Source organism: Enterovibrio baiacu, from assembly GCF_004120195.1.
GTDB classification, from domain to species: domain Bacteria; phylum Pseudomonadota; class Gammaproteobacteria; order Enterobacterales; family Vibrionaceae; genus Enterovibrio; species Enterovibrio baiacui.
Genome location: NZ_SCHN01000006.1, coordinates 93,553 through 107,255, shown reverse-complemented (window position 1 = coordinate 107,255; position 13,703 = coordinate 93,553). Strand labels below are relative to the sequence as shown.

The 13,703-nt window shown below is 47.0% G+C and carries 14 protein-coding genes; 3 read left to right on the top strand and 11 right to left on the bottom strand.

Features of this window, described 5'->3' with window-relative positions:
* The 5 genes from EQP46_RS03115 to EQP46_RS03095 all read right to left on the bottom strand — a co-directional run bounded on the left by EQP46_RS03115 (position 1) and on the right by EQP46_RS03095 (position 4,232).
* Positions 1–1,356, bottom strand: coding sequence for an MATE family efflux transporter (locus EQP46_RS03115; protein WP_129492264.1), 1,356 nt, complete (start codon positions 1,354–1,356; stop codon positions 1–3).
* Positions 1,353–2,465 carry an acyl-CoA dehydrogenase family protein gene (locus EQP46_RS03110; RefSeq protein WP_129492263.1) on the bottom strand — a complete coding sequence of 371 codons (1,113 nt, stop codon included), beginning with the start codon at positions 2,463–2,465 and terminating at the stop codon, positions 1,353–1,355. Before EQP46_RS03110 ends, EQP46_RS03115 begins: the two co-directional genes overlap by 4 nt.
* Positions 2,462–3,070 carry a hypothetical protein gene (locus EQP46_RS03105; protein ID WP_129492262.1) on the bottom strand — a complete coding sequence of 203 codons (609 nt, stop codon included), beginning with the start codon at positions 3,068–3,070 and terminating at the stop codon, positions 2,462–2,464. Before EQP46_RS03105 ends, EQP46_RS03110 begins: the two co-directional genes overlap by 4 nt.
* Entirely contained in the window at positions 3,070–3,888 is an 819-nt protein-coding gene (locus EQP46_RS03100; RefSeq protein ID WP_129492261.1) for a hypothetical protein, read from the bottom strand. Before EQP46_RS03100 ends, EQP46_RS03105 begins: the two co-directional genes overlap by 1 nt.
* A gap of 74 nt (positions 3,889–3,962) precedes the next feature.
* Positions 3,963–4,232: an acyl carrier protein gene (locus EQP46_RS03095; protein WP_017009302.1), complete on the bottom strand. Its 270-nt coding sequence runs from the start codon at positions 4,230–4,232 to the stop codon at positions 3,963–3,965.
* A gap of 590 nt (positions 4,233–4,822) precedes the next feature.
* Here EQP46_RS03095 and EQP46_RS03090 point away from each other — a divergent pair.
* Together EQP46_RS03090 and EQP46_RS03085 are read left to right on the top strand one after the other, a co-directional pair.
* Positions 4,823–5,755 carry a hypothetical protein gene (locus tag EQP46_RS03090; RefSeq protein WP_240671650.1) on the top strand — a complete coding sequence of 311 codons (933 nt, stop codon included), beginning with the start codon at positions 4,823–4,825 and terminating at the stop codon, positions 5,753–5,755.
* A gap of 210 nt (positions 5,756–5,965) precedes the next feature.
* The gene (locus EQP46_RS03085) at positions 5,966–6,670 is read left to right on the top strand and encodes a VC0807 family protein (RefSeq protein ID WP_129492259.1); all 705 of its coding nucleotides are present in this window, start codon (positions 5,966–5,968) and stop codon (positions 6,668–6,670) included.
* A gap of 146 nt (positions 6,671–6,816) precedes the next feature.
* Here EQP46_RS03085 and EQP46_RS03080 read toward each other — a convergent pair whose 3' ends face one another.
* A complete protein-coding gene (locus tag EQP46_RS03080; RefSeq protein WP_129492258.1) occupies positions 6,817–8,316 on the bottom strand; it encodes an Ig-like domain-containing protein in 1,500 nt (499 codons plus the stop codon).
* Positions 8,317–8,560: 244 nt separating this feature from the next.
* Here EQP46_RS03080 and EQP46_RS03075 point away from each other — a divergent pair, with 244 nt between their 5' ends.
* Complete coding sequence (locus tag EQP46_RS03075; RefSeq protein WP_129492257.1) at positions 8,561–8,974, top strand: GNAT family N-acetyltransferase; 414 nt, start codon at positions 8,561–8,563, stop codon at positions 8,972–8,974.
* A gap of 112 nt (positions 8,975–9,086) precedes the next feature.
* Here the strand turns inward: EQP46_RS03075 and EQP46_RS24185 are convergent, their stop codons facing one another.
* From EQP46_RS24185 to EQP46_RS03055, 5 genes are all read right to left on the bottom strand, one after another.
* A complete protein-coding gene (locus EQP46_RS24185) occupies positions 9,087–9,224 on the bottom strand; it encodes a hypothetical protein (RefSeq protein WP_167482745.1) in 138 nt (45 codons plus the stop codon).
* 136 nt (positions 9,225–9,360) lie between these two features.
* Complete coding sequence (locus EQP46_RS03070) at positions 9,361–10,530, bottom strand: hypothetical protein (protein WP_129492256.1); 1,170 nt, start codon at positions 10,528–10,530, stop codon at positions 9,361–9,363.
* 220 nt (positions 10,531–10,750) lie between these two features.
* A complete protein-coding gene (locus EQP46_RS03065; protein WP_129492255.1) occupies positions 10,751–11,641 on the bottom strand; it encodes a toxin-antitoxin system YwqK family antitoxin in 891 nt (296 codons plus the stop codon).
* A gap of 252 nt (positions 11,642–11,893) precedes the next feature.
* The gene (locus tag EQP46_RS03060; RefSeq protein ID WP_129492254.1) at positions 11,894–12,277 is read right to left on the bottom strand and encodes a GFA family protein; all 384 of its coding nucleotides are present in this window, start codon (positions 12,275–12,277) and stop codon (positions 11,894–11,896) included.
* 372 nt (positions 12,278–12,649) lie between these two features.
* Entirely contained in the window at positions 12,650–13,702 is a 1,053-nt protein-coding gene (locus EQP46_RS03055) for an ATP-binding protein (RefSeq protein WP_129492253.1), read from the bottom strand.
* Position 13,703: the final 1 nt, after the last annotated feature.

Sequence of the window (13,703 nt, the reverse complement as noted above, 5' to 3'; positions counted from 1 at the left end):
TTATAGAGTCACAGACTGCATTTTCTGCATGAGGTGGTATTCGTAGCGTGAGCGACCAATTTCAAACAGGATGAAAATAGCGGACGCAAAGAAGGCCACGGCGAGTAAGGCATAGAGTTCAGAGCTGGTGGTGCAATAAGGACGAACAATCTCAATCAGCGCGATTTCACCGCCGAGATAGAGCGCGTTGTAGATAAAGGCGCGACGCGAGCGGAAGGTTTGCTCCATGTACACCGTCATGCCGACATAGGTGGAGAGCACCAAGAGTGCTGGCGAAATCATGCGAAGGTATTCGGCACATTCCGCGGCAATGGACGGTTCGTTAACCAGCCACAGTGCAATGTTTTCGCTGAAGATAAACACCGCCAGCAGCACAGGGATTTGGTACAGAATTGATTGGCTCACAAACTGCGTCACACTGTTTTTCAGCATGCTGTAGTCGTAATCTGCCGAGTTCTTGTTGAAGCGAATCGCTTGGCTGACACCCACTGCAATCGACAACATGATGATGAGGTTCTGAATGCGTGCATAAAGCGGGAAGGCAGAAGCCGCAGCATCGCTGTATTGCAGCAAGACGTACGTGATGTAAAACAACCAAGCAATCAGTAACAAGTAGCTGGAAAATATAGGCACAATAATGGACAGCAGTTGCTTCACTTGGGCTTGCATGGCAGAGAAATACGCCAATGCGCGAGGCGCAATGATTTGGCGCAATGTGGGCGATAGCGTCAGTCCCATCGTGATGGCAACCACGGTTGAACATGCCGCCGCGTAAGGCATAGACATCACGCCGTGGCCTTGCTTAGCGAACAGGAAGATCAAGCTAAGCTGCAACACGTTGGCGACAACCACTATGCTGGTGGCGAGCGCGTTTTTCTCTTTCGCAAACAGACAGGTCGTTAGAATGGAAGAGACAGTGATTGGCAAGAACACCAAGGTCATGGCGAGCAGCAAATCAGAAAAATCGAGATAGGCGACGATAGGCAAGTGGAAATAAGATTGGAGCAGGGGCATGAGCCCCCACACCATCGCGCCTAACCCACCAAACACCACCAATGCCATACCAAACAAAGTGGCAACTGCGCTGTGAACCTCGGCTGAGCCGGCATCTTCATGGCTTGATACGATAGGCAGCGCGCCAGCTCGCATCGCATCCGACAAAGACGACAAGGTGAAGCCAAACGGCATAAACACCGTCAGGATCAGCAGCGCGCGTTGGTCTTCTTGGCTGATTAACCACACCGCCAGCAATTGCGTGACAAAGGTGGACGATGACGACGCGAAAATGGACAGCGTCGATGCAACCGAGGAGAAGGAAGAACCAACCGAAGAGAAGATAGAGGCGATATTTTTCATAGTCCGCTCCATGGGCTCACGTAATCGTTCCGCTTCAGGATGTTGACCAAGTTATGCTTCTGGATAACGTGCGTGCCTTCCATAAAATCAAAGGCGTAGCTGTCACGCATGAACTTGCGAACATGGGTGAAGTGGTCAGATTGAAGCTTGCTGACGTGCTGGAACAAGAACGGGCGCATTTGTTTTACCAAATCATCCAGTTCGATCTTCGCCAGCGACGAATACGCCATGTTGTCAGGCTCTTTATCCGCTGTTTGCGCCGCAACCAAATTCACGTCACGAATGGTGGCGAGAATGGTGTTGAAGTGACGACACGCTTCAAGCGGAATACCGGCCTCTTTGCCGTGATCAAGCAGCACATCTACGGCGGCTTGGGCATAGCCAATGCTGAGGCCAACCACGCAGGGGCGCATTTTGTTGAAGGTGCGGATCATCGAAAACAAGCCGCGTTCACACGGGTGAAGGTGTTCACCGAGCAACTGTTCCTGTGGGATGGGCAACCCATCAAACTTTAAGTAAGACAAGCGTGCGCCACGCAAACAATGTTGCTTCAACAAACGGCGTTCAACCTGCGGCGACTCAATCATCTCCTTGGTGAGCAAGGCCGCGCGAGTTGCCAGTGGGCTAGCCCCCGTTTTGAACAGCACCACGCCCATGTCGCCTTTGGTGCCGTTGCCAATCAGCCATTTTTCGCCGCTGAGCGTGCCTTCGGTGTAGCGCGATTCCAAGCGCCCCGCATCACTGCCTTTGCTCGGTTCAGTGACCGCAAAGAAGGTGCGGCAGTTATGTTCTTTCAGGTAATCGTAGAACTGGGCTTTCTGTTCTTCTGAGCCGGCTTCATTCAAGATCACCCCAGACAAACTTGGGCCTGGTGAGAACAGCAATGCGCCGGGGTCGCCGTAAGAAAGCTGCTCAAACATGCGCACCCGTTCTTCCGTGGTCATGGAGAAACTGCTCAGGAGCAGCGCGTCTAATTGCTCATTGCGGAAGTCCGTGTTGCCGTGAATGTCTTGGTAGTTATCGACCGCGCTGGCCACCTCGCGAAGCCACTCAATGTGTTCGCCGTATTTCTCGCCGTAGGTTGCGGCATATCTGTCTAAATTGATCATCGCCATTGCTCCAAATCGTTCAGTAAAAGGGCATATTGCAGGTGATGTTCGACGCCGCTTCCGGCAAGAATGGAAATGCCGCCTTGCAGGTTCGAAATAAGGTTTGAGGCCAAAAGCACACGCTCTGACACCGGCGCAAGTGAATCTGGCAGGGTCTCCGAGGCAAACTGGAGTTGGAACAGAAAGCGGTGATAGTCGGTAACGGACAAGCTGACGTTTTCAATATCGAGCAAGGTGTTATCGCCGACCTTCTTCGTTTTCAGCCGTGTTACGAGGTGGCGGAAAAACACCGACATTTCTGTGTGGAAGCAAGAGAGGGATTGCTTAACGAAATGTGCCCATGCGTCTTGCGTGTGTTCTGAGGAAGGCAGGCTTTTTCCTGAGCGCGATGGCACCTTCACCAGATAGGTATTGGGGAGCGCGACGAGGTTTTCAGCCTCAATCGCATCAATGCTGACGGTTTCCCCGTTGGCATTGCCTCGGCGGTCTATCATCACGAAGGTGCTGTCAGCACCGTGAAAAACAGAGACCAAGGTTCCTTTTAGTTGCTCTTCTTGCAGATCATCAATGATGCTGCAACTGTTTTCGAAATCGAGACGATACATTACAACGGCCTCAACAAGCTGATGGTTGTATTTAGCGATTCGGCATCTTCGTCAATGAAAATCCAAATACTGCTGCGAAATGAATCGGGGCTTCTCTGATATTCATCCAAGAGTTTCGGTAGCGTATTAACGGAATACTCTGGCGATAAGTAGTGCGCGTTCTTTAATAACTCTGGCGAGATTTCTCGTTTGTCAGATAAATAATCTAACTGTTTAAACGCGGCCGTATTTCGATGAAGGAACAAGGTGCAATCGCCAGCGCCTAATGTGTGCTTATTTAGCAGGGTTTTTAATTCCTCTGCCAATGCAAAGCTCGACGAATAGATTTTGTTCTCATTCAAAAATACGGAGTCTTCAAGTTTAAACAGCGCACCGTCGCTGTTGGCTTGGCTGACAAACATTGCTGAGCCACTCGAACTGCCCGGCATGATGTTGTGGTCAGGCAGATAGCGCGGCACAGAATTTTGCTCCATGCCCACCAAGATTTTGGTGCGAGAATCTTCCAAGCTGTCGGTATTGAAAAGGATGTGAAGTGCCGTGGTGGTTGCGATTGAACCCACATCGCACACATCAATAATCTCAGCCTCTAGGTCGCTTTTCCAAAGGAAGTAGGTCGCAAAGGCGGAGTACTCTGGGTCCCACTCGGGTGTCCAATAGCTAAAGGCGACATCAGAAATATCTGGGTAAGCGGCAAGCGGTAAATCGCTCTCAAGTACCGTATCAATGATGTTGGTGTAGCTATATTGGTCACCCGTTAAAAAGGTTTCTTGCGACAGGTCTTTATCGGAAATTCGGTATAAATCCTTAAAGTAGGTCATATACCGATCCCGCGGTTCCTGTCGTAGGCTCCTTTTTTCAAGTGGGAAATATTGGCAATAATTAATGTACATAATTAAGCAGCCGGTGCGAGTTCTACATTTTCAACAATGTAATCAACCATTGCGCCAATTGAACTGAAATGGCGCTCTTCCAAACTTTCAGGATTAATTGAAAAACCATCAATCGATTCTTCAAGTTCCATTAAGAATGTCAGCGAACCCAATGAATCCATGCCTAAATCGTCTCGAAGGCTCGTATTTTCCGTTAATACAACATCCTCTGGAATCGTGATGGTTGATTTCAGGATGGCTACCATATTTTGATACGCGTTATCTCTTTGCATAATTAACTCCATTTACGTGCTTTGGTTAGGTTGTGTGTTGCTCAAATTCCATGTGTTCAAATTAAGCGTGGGAGGGTGATTTGATAACCTGACACTTTTAACAGTAAGGGGGTAAAACGAGAGATTTGAACGAGGGTGTTGTTTGTATGTGTCTGAAAAATATAAAAATAAATAAAGGAGATAGTGGGCACGGGGTTAAGGTGAAAGTGGTACTGTCATTTGTGACAGGCGAGGGGGTGCATAATGCGTAAGAGCAGAGAAGAGCAGATTTGAGTTTCGAGATACGAGATAAGAGATAAGAGCGAGAGAACAGAGCAGGAAGAGTAGGGTTGAGTTTCGAGATTGCTAGATAAGAGCAAGATAAGAGCAAGATAAGAGCGAGAGAAAGGCGCAGAGCAAAAGGGAGAGGCTCGCTATGACTGCGCTGTAAGCGAGACCTGTATCCTTATTAGTACATGTACCAATGAGTAACTGTTGAATATGGACAGGTTAAAATTTGAGCGTTAGCCTAACCTTGATGAGTCATTACTCAAATAATAAGGCACTAAAGAATGCATCAAGCGAAGACACAGGTTGCCCTATGGGCGGGAATGACAATGGCGTTAAGTTTTCCAATTCAAGGGCTTTCAGCGTCAAGTGGGGCTTATCAAGGGACAGGCAGTATTACCCAAGGTGCTGCGACAACGATTGAAACATCCATGTTTGAATGTAAGAACGGCCGCAGCCGCGTGTCGGGTGTTGGTGAAATCAAAGACAGTGACGGCAATGTCTGGGTTGTGCCTGCAGATACACAGTATTTAACCGCGACGAAAGCGGTCGATCTCTACGAAGAATGTGCCAACATTACGCCAAAAAACATCGATCAGGTTGATCTCGACAGCGTGCCAGTTGTGACAGTGGATGAGGATGGTGATGTGGTGACGGGCTACATTTTTGCGGATAACTACTTTGAGCTTTACGTGAATGGCAAATTCATCGCGCTGGACTCCGTGCCGTTTACGCCTTTCAATTCAAGTGTCGTGAAGTTCAAAGTCAGCAAACCTTACACAATCGCTGTAAAACTGGTCGATTGGGAAGAGAACCTTGGTTTGGGTTCTGAAAACAACCGTGGCAAGAAATACCACGCAGGCGATGGCGGTTTTATTGCCAGTTTTAGTGATGGCACCGTCACTAATGCAGAGTGGAAAGCACAGGCTTTCTACACCTCGCCAATCTACGATCTCACCTGTTTGAGCGAAGAGAACGGCGCGAGACTGTCAACGGAGTGCACCACCGAAGGAACCGATGATGGCGCAGATGGGTACGGCGTTCACTGGAAAACGCCTGAGAAGTGGATGGATGAAGCATTCGATTCTGCCTCATGGCCACAAGCCACGCTGTACACAGAAGATGAAATTGGTGTGAATAACAAAAAGTCTTACATGAATTTCAGAGAGAAATTTGCAGGCGCGGGCGCGAGCTTCATTTGGTCTACCAATGTTGTGCTCGATAACGAAGTCTTGCTGAGATACACCGTAAAATAAACGCCGCGTTATGGTGACAACATCACCGCTATTTCGCATATCAAAAGCGCCTTAACACCTTTTACTTCGTCCGAAGTTTGCGGTGTTAAGGCGTCTGCATATTCGCTTTGAAACTATTTCGAACAAAAAAGGCCTAACAGATGCCTACCCATTGAATTTCCTATTCGATAGTATTGGCGATGTCTTCGAAATAGTTTGGAAAACGACACAATGAAGAGTGTTCCTACACACAAGCCACGTCCTATGGTTGACCTTCTGGTCAGTATTGTTGTCCCTGCATTTATTCTCATGAAATTGAGTGGTGAGAATGAATTGGGTGCGAGTGGCGGTTTGATCCTAGCGTTGAGCTTCCCATTGGGATGGGGTTTGTTCGAGCTAGTGAAATACAGAAAGTTTAATTTCATCGCTTTGCTGGGTTTAGTGAACGTTCTGCTAACGGGGGGCATTGGCTTGCTTGAACTTGATACTAAATGGTTAGCCATCAAAGAAGCGGCCATTCCTGGTGCTATCGGCCTTGCGGTACTTGCCTCAACCTTTACCTCATCACCAATGATCAAAGCATTGCTGTTTAACCCATCAGTGATGGACGTTGAGAAAATCAACGAGCGTCTACAACAACATAACAGTGTGGCGGAATTTGAGGCGCGTTTGCTAAAAGCCACTTACTTTGTCGCTGGCTCGTTTGCTTTCTCTTCCACCATGAATTACATCCTTGCGAAATGGCTCGTCACCAGCCCAGCAGGGACGCCAGAATTTAACGAGCAATTGGGTCAGCTAACCCTCTACAGTTACCCAATGATTGCACTGCCTTCTACCGTAATGATGATGGCCATTTTCTACTACCTATGGCGTACCATTCATGGTTTGACTGGGTTGAAGCTCGAAGAAGTGCTGGCGAACAAATCTGCGGGTTAAACATGCGCAAGTGATAGCGACATTGATAAAACACGAAAAGGCCGCTGAGAAATCAGCGGCCTCGTTCTATGTTCTTTCGATGATTAATGCCCCATGCAACCAGCTTTGAATACGTGTGGATTACGGAGTTAATGGGTTCGCAATGACTAAGGATCAGACACACAAGATGCGTAGCCATCATAAGCGATGGAGAATGCAGTCTGACTATCTTGTCGCAGAGAATGCAGGTAATACGCGTTTGAACTAAAGCCAGTGGAACTGCCGTAGCGCAGGCTAACCGGCCAGCCATACGACTGCATGCTCCCTTGATTGGCATACAGATTGTCTAATTCAGTGAGGGAAGGAACACGCCAATTCTGTCGCTGGTTAAATCGAATGTTTGATAGGTTTTCACAATATCGGTCCAATTGCCCACCTTGCCCATAGGTCGGGCTGGCGATGTCATTATTCCACCCGTTGCCAGCTTTTCTAAACGTCGCCACATTACCAGAAATATAGCTATCGCTGACTATCGAATCGTAGGTTTGTCCGGTATTTGAGTTATTTACTGAACGGGAGTAGCCCAGTGCGAGAATCGCCGATTCACTCGGTGTCCCGGTAAACAACATCCCCGTGCTGAGGTAATCGACGACTTTAATACACGCCCCCGTTGCATTGCTGCCATCACTGTCATTCACCGCGCCACCGCAGAGCGGGAAGGTGCTAACAGACAGTGAACTCGTGTTACTGGTGACAGCATTTAGCGTTGCACTAATGGATGATGAGCCTGCCGCATCACCCGTCGCTGTATTGCTAGAAAACGACGCAACCCCTGTATCTGAGCTTTGCCAGCTCACACTGCTTGATATATTGATGACATTCCCGTCGGAATACGTGCCATTTGCGGTATAAGCTTGCGTCGCGTTAAACGCAATGCTGCTTGTGGTGGGCGTAATCGCAATGGAATCGAGTTCAGCGGCGGAAACGGTCAATGTTGCGTCATTCGATGTGATGCCATCGTATTCAGCGGATATCGTTGTGGTTCCCGTTGATAGGGTGGTTGAAACGCCCAGCGATATGGTTGATACAGCCACATTACTGCTTTGCCAGTTCACCAAGTTAGACGCGTCTGCCGTTGAGTTATCGCTGTAGGTGGCTGTTGCGGTGAATGTTGTATTTCGCCCCAGAGCAACGGACGTGGAGGTCGGGCTAAGGGAAAGTTGGGTCACGTAAGGGGCAGATACCGTGATGGTGAGAACGTTGCTGGTAATTCCATCGTAAAAACAGGTGATGACCGCGCTGCCTGGCGATACAGCGATAAGTTTATCGCCTTCAACTTTGGCGACGGTAGCATCGGAGCTAGAAAATTCAGCCTCAGAGGTGATGTTCTGTGACGCACTATTTGAATATTCAGCCGACACACTAAGGGTAATTTCATCGCCTGTGTTGAGAGTCGATGCCTGATCACCGTTATCAGAGACAGTGAGTACGATTGCGGAAGGGGCATCAGAAGACGGGCTGGTTTGGTTGGAACTATAGTGAATCCACGTTGGGTTACAGCCAGCAAGTAGCAAGCTGATGGCAACAACCCACCAACACCTTAACCATGTATTTTTCACCCACGCCCGCAAAGCACCCACACGACAACCATATTCAATGTCTTTCATTTACTTTTAAAGCGTAGTTGGACTAAACGGAATGCTATGTGTTAATGCTTTGTCGATAATTGAAACTGTGAAGGACAACATTGTTCCACTTGATTCAGCATCAATATCAAAAGCGACACCTCGATTTCATTCTCATCATTTCGGAGGCGCGGTGCTCGCAGATTCATATTGAGAGGGAGTGCTTGCCCTAGCGAGCCAGTCTCGATAGGTTATGTAATCAATCACATACGAGAAGGAAGACGCAGTGACGATCACTTATGAAGTTAACCGTGTCATTACCGCAGCAGAATTTATCGACGTATTGGCACATTCGAGCCTTGGCGTGCGCCGTCCGATAGATAATTTGGCAACCATGGAGGGCATGGTAAAGAACGCCGACCTTACAGTGACTGCGTGGGATGGTGAAACAATCGTCGGTGTGTCACGGTCTATCACCGATTTTCACTATGCGTGTTATTTATCCGACTTGGCGGTGAAAGAAGCCTATCAAGGGCTAGGTATTGGCAAGAAGCTGATCCAATTAACGAACGAGCAGTTAGGGCATCATTGCAAACTATTGCTGATTTCAGCGCCAGCCGCCAGCGAGTATTACCCGAAGCTAGGCTTCGTAAAGAATGATAGAGCGTGGGAATTACCACGTGATAAGCAAATATCTTGAATATTCGAACTGCCGATAAATGGCCGCTGAGAAATCAGCGGCCTTTTCGTTCTTAGCATATGTTATGCGTCGATTTCAGCCAGAATGCAGAGGCTGGCAAAGGGGTATTCGTTTAGTAGTGACCGCCATGGTCACACCCGAATATTGAGAAGCTCGGCATATCCAAACCGTGTGTCCAATGCCCATCAAACGCAAATGCCGTTCCCATCAAACCAAACAGAACCAAAGCGCCAATTGCGAGTTTTTTCATTGAGTTATTTCCTTTTAGTTAGAACTCAAGTTTCGGCGCTAGTATCGCCATTTTCACTGGGATGAGAAGGCGATTTACGTAGCTTTACTTTGCTTTACGGTTTGATAACTCGCAGCGTCCGTCTCAGGAATATGGGTCAGTTGATCCAACAGTTCCCGTTGACTTGATCGTTGATGTTTACCCAAAACCGAGAGGTTTCGATCGGGTTTCCGTATGCCATGAAATTCCATCCCCAGCCGTCATGAAACTCAGCCACGCGCCAGTCTTCACCAAAGGTCTTCTCACAGAACTTGTTCACCTCACTCACCGAGTCAAAATTCTCCGCTTCTGGGGAAACCGCAGGAGACGTCGCGATAACGCCGCCAGACCACTGATGATATTTATTCGGTTCGCTTAGCCACCCTGGTTGATAAATACCAAGGTTGCCTTCGGGTTTCGTAAAATTAGAAGGGTGAATACACAACACGGGGCGACGTTCAGTGCAGAGCGTATCCCCTTGTCTCGGATCGCATTTGTCTACCCCGTTCCCGCAGCCCACATCCACAACCGCGGCGACATCCCCTTCGCTGTTCTTTTCCCATGTCATTCCCTTTCTTCCGGGGTCACACGCGTAAATATTTTCAACGTTGATGGTAACGCTTCGCGAGCTGCTGCACGTGAGAGAAGAGGGGCTCCAAATGTTCGACAGGTTATATGTTTTAGAGCCCGTCACCGTAAACATCTGGGAAGACATCAGAGAAGCAGTGGGATTCGGAATGGTGCTTGAATTCAAGCCCGAAGCGGGCGACCACGAATACGCGTCTGCGCCAGTGGCGGTGAGTTGCACATTCTCGCCTTGGCAGGCTTGTGTGCTCGGTGTTGGTGTGGTCAAAACGGTGGGCTTAAACGTCGATAAATTGATGTTGTCGCCTCTCTCCGCATTCGCCGCAATCCCAGTGCCGTAATGCTGCACCCTGAGGTTTAGCCCGCCGCCCGTAAAGCTTTGGCATACCTGAATACTTTTCACTTCACCGTAAGCCCAACTGTCCGCCGTGAAGGTGGCAATCAATTGATACGGCACGCGGCGAAACACCTTGTATGTTCCTGTGTTCAACGCATTGCCGATTGGGCTGTTGTTTGCGCCGTGAGTAGAGAGATTTTTTAGGTAGATATTTTCACATTTACAGATGGCGCGATTGTGCACGTCATTCCCCCCGCTTGAATCCGTAAAGAGGAAATTGGCGTGAAAGTTTTGAAGATCTGCAGCAAGGGAATACACGGGAAACATAAGAGCGAAAATGAAAGCTACCTTTGCAAAACGACTCATAGTAAGCGCCTATAGGAATGTTCGAACATTTGAATGCTGTAAACGTAGACGCACAGTCAAAGCGGAAAGATCCTTTGTAATAACGCCTAAATAAAACAACAGGAAAGCGCAATAAAACACATTGCGTCGTTTGAACTTAGCAAAGGTGAACACGGGTACATGCGTCGTTATTGGGAATTGTTTGCTTGCGAGGTTTTTTCGTGCTTTTAGACGCTTTTAATTAAAAAGGAGACGCCTCAAAAATAATTGTCACGTCGCGCCATAGGATTCCAATCCCACCGACGGGTTCATTGTCATGAACCTCTCTTTCTTGAACTACTTCCATTTTCTTGTCGCCATTGAAATCATACTCCACCTTTACCCTGCGGGCTTTGTCGTTTATATCTAACGTGTTGTCTTCATTGTAGGTTATGCGCTTTTCGACAAAACCAAAACCATCCCAAAACGCCGTGTGTTTTAACGTGGCGGTTGGAGCAATACGGCAATCATTGACGAGAGTTTTTTCTACGTTGTTACAGTGGTAATAGTATATTTCGCGCGTCGTTAATTCATTGGTGACGTTCTTGGTATAGCGTAATGAACCATCAAAGAAATAGTGAGAAACAACATAGTCCTTTGCATTATTGCTATAAACTTCTTTGGTGCTTACGGTGCCGTTTTCTTGAAAATTTATCCATTCTCCCTCAGGAAATCCCTCTTTATAGTTGTTTGAGAATTTTTTATTCCCATTGGAGTAATACCACTCCCATTTTACTTGCTCATTATTCTGATAATAAACAACCTGCTTTTCACCATCGTCATAGTATTCAGTAACCGTTTTCGATGCAGGGTCGGCTATCACTTCTTCTCTGAACAACCGCTTGTCACGCGTGTACGCTCTAAATTGGTAGAGAGCGCCGTCTCTTACGTACCATTCACGCGTTGAGCCATCTTCACCAACAGCATGAACCACCCCATTGCAGCGTGTATCAGACTCCTTTTCGAAGCAGATATTTTTTTTGATGTCCGTGTTTTCCGCCGTGTAGTGTCTTAGACCATCATCAGCCATGGCACTTACGCTGACACCAAGTGCAAGAAAAACAAACCCAAATAGCTTGCTGATACTTCTCATACCGTCTCATCTTCCGCTAAACAAGCATGAACATAGTATCTGTATTGGTCTTAGAGTGGTGATTTAAGTCGCAAAGTGGGATGTGTGTCAATCGTTCGAAATCGCACTCAATGGCGAATTTTTCTTTGAACGAAAAGCGGAAGGCGTGCAAGTCACGAGGGGCGAGATAGGGGTAAAAGACGAGAAGCGAGATCGCGAGTGTCGAGATAAGAGAAAGAGCCAAAGCGAGCTGGCTCTTTGGTTCTCCCCACGTTACAAATTAATCGAGTCTTTGGGATGGTGAATACCATCGTAGATTTTCACAGGCTCTAGGTCGTAGGGATTAATGCCTTCTAAACACGCAACATTTATCGCAAATTGATGCGGGTTCGAACGTCTTTGGTGGTGCGTATAAATGCCACACGTTTTACAAAAGTAATGCTTTGCCGTCATTGTATTGAACTGATAAAGCGTCAGATTCTCTTCGCCTTTGATGATTTTTAAATTTTCTAACAATACTGAAGCTGCAATTGCACCGCGTTTCCGACACATAGAACATGAACAACGACGCGGGTCTTCAAGGCCATTGGGTAACCGCAATTCAAGCTCGACCGCGCCACAATGACATTTTGCGATGTGAACCTTTTTCACTTCCATTTCCTCTTCTCCCTGTCTATGCGCAGATTGGTGTTTTATAGCTCATTCTCGGGTCTAGCCTACCCGATACGTCATGAATGCCTCTACGAACGTAGCATACAGACGCAATGCATCGGTTGAATGATGTGTGGTATTGCGACAGGAGTAATAGGTCAGGGGCGAGAGGTGAGATAAGCGCGAGGGACTAGAGGTGAGATTGCGAGTGTCGAGATAAGAGCAAGGGACGAGAAGTGAGATTGCGAGTCTCGAGATAAGAGAAAGAGCCTGAAGCGTGAGCTAAATGGCTCTTAGATCCTCCCCACTTTTCAAGGAGGAGTTATAGGGGGTCATTGTGACGGAAAGTAGTATTTAAAATGCATCACCCCGCATGATCTATCTTTCAACTTCCAGAGTTAAGGTGAAATCTCCAAATTGAATGCCATTTAATTCGAACATTGGTGCTCCAGATTTAACTGATATTTTGATATTGTGCATATCACAAATCATCTTGGCAAAATACAAACCATACCCACCACCTGTCCCATCAAATAACTCAGCTTGATTTCCTCTATACTTTTTACAGAATATTTTCTCTATTTCGGATTCGGTATTGCAGGGGCCTATAGAAGATACTGAAACACTTAAAGAACTCTGGTTTACCTCTTCAAAATGTACGGATACGCTTTGATCTTCGGGTGAGTATTTTATTGCGTTCTCAAGGATGACAAATGGAATGAGGTCGAAGATTTGATACATGTCGATTGTCATATGTGACGTGCCGCGAAACGGCATGATTCTTACACCTCTATCTCTAGCATAAGTGTCAAGGCAGTGGCTGGCTTTTTGAAATTTCTTGAAAATACCCGTGTTGAACTTTGACTGAGATGTTATTACTTCAGGGTTTTCCTCTAGATCGAAAGCGTTTAGCCTTACAGATATTAAAGAGCTAGATGCAAAGATGTTTTTAACTTTCTTCTGTACATGAGCTAGATCGTTCTCTTTGATTAGCAGAAGCTCTTCACTGACTCGTTTTATTTCACCATTGAATCTACGCACCTCATGTATTGAAAAATCAACCATATCAGAGTCAATCTTACTTCCTCTTACAGGATTGTTCAGCAGTGCTCGCGACTTGTTGATGCTTGCAAGGAAAACTTGAGGCGGCATTGTAGGAAGATAATCTGGTAACTTTTTAGTTTTGGTTACATCATAATATCCCTGAACCTTAATGGATGAATATAAGCTAGGTTCAGCATCTCCGGTACTGTAACTTGTTAACCCAAAGGGGCAAATGTGAAACCCTTTCACGTTTCTTATTTTTTCGTAATGCTTCACGCAAGTTCTAGTCTTTGCCTTAAGGCATTGCGTTGATACATTTAAAAATGTGCCATCTATAATTTTGTTATTATTAATATCCCATACAGGGAATGCGCTAATATTTTTCATT

Excerpts from the sequence above, each read along its gene's own strand:
- EQP46_RS03110 (WP_129492263.1), bottom strand. The coding sequence starts at position 2,465 with ATGATCAATTTAGACAGATATGCCGCAACCTACGGCGAGAAATACGGC.
- EQP46_RS03115 (WP_129492264.1), bottom strand. The coding sequence starts at position 1,356 with ATGAAAAATATCGCCTCTATCTTCTCTTCGGTTGGTTCTTCCTTCTCC.
- EQP46_RS03060 (WP_129492254.1), bottom strand. The coding sequence starts at position 12,277 with ATGGAAGTGAAAAAGGTTCACATCGCAAAATGTCATTGTGGCGCGGTC.
- EQP46_RS03070 (WP_129492256.1), bottom strand. The coding sequence starts at position 10,530 with ATGAGTCGTTTTGCAAAGGTAGCTTTCATTTTCGCTCTTATGTTTCCC.
- EQP46_RS24185 (WP_167482745.1), bottom strand. The coding sequence starts at position 9,224 with ATGAAAAAACTCGCAATTGGCGCTTTGGTTCTGTTTGGTTTGATGGGA.
- EQP46_RS03090 (WP_240671650.1), top strand. The coding sequence starts at position 4,823 with ATGACAATGGCGTTAAGTTTTCCAATTCAAGGGCTTTCAGCGTCAAGT.
- EQP46_RS03080 (WP_129492258.1), bottom strand. The coding sequence starts at position 8,316 with ATGAAAGACATTGAATATGGTTGTCGTGTGGGTGCTTTGCGGGCGTGG.
- EQP46_RS03085 (WP_129492259.1), top strand. The coding sequence starts at position 5,966 with ATGAAGAGTGTTCCTACACACAAGCCACGTCCTATGGTTGACCTTCTG.
- EQP46_RS03095 (WP_017009302.1), bottom strand. The coding sequence starts at position 4,232 with ATGCAAAGAGATAACGCGTATCAAAATATGGTAGCCATCCTGAAATCA.
- EQP46_RS03055 (WP_129492253.1), bottom strand. The coding sequence starts at position 13,702 with ATGAAAAATATTAGCGCATTCCCTGTATGGGATATTAATAATAACAAA.
- EQP46_RS03105 (WP_129492262.1), bottom strand. The coding sequence starts at position 3,070 with ATGTATCGTCTCGATTTCGAAAACAGTTGCAGCATCATTGATGATCTG.
- EQP46_RS03100 (WP_129492261.1), bottom strand. The coding sequence starts at position 3,888 with ATGACCTACTTTAAGGATTTATACCGAATTTCCGATAAAGACCTGTCG.
- EQP46_RS03065 (WP_129492255.1), bottom strand. The coding sequence starts at position 11,641 with ATGAGAAGTATCAGCAAGCTATTTGGGTTTGTTTTTCTTGCACTTGGT.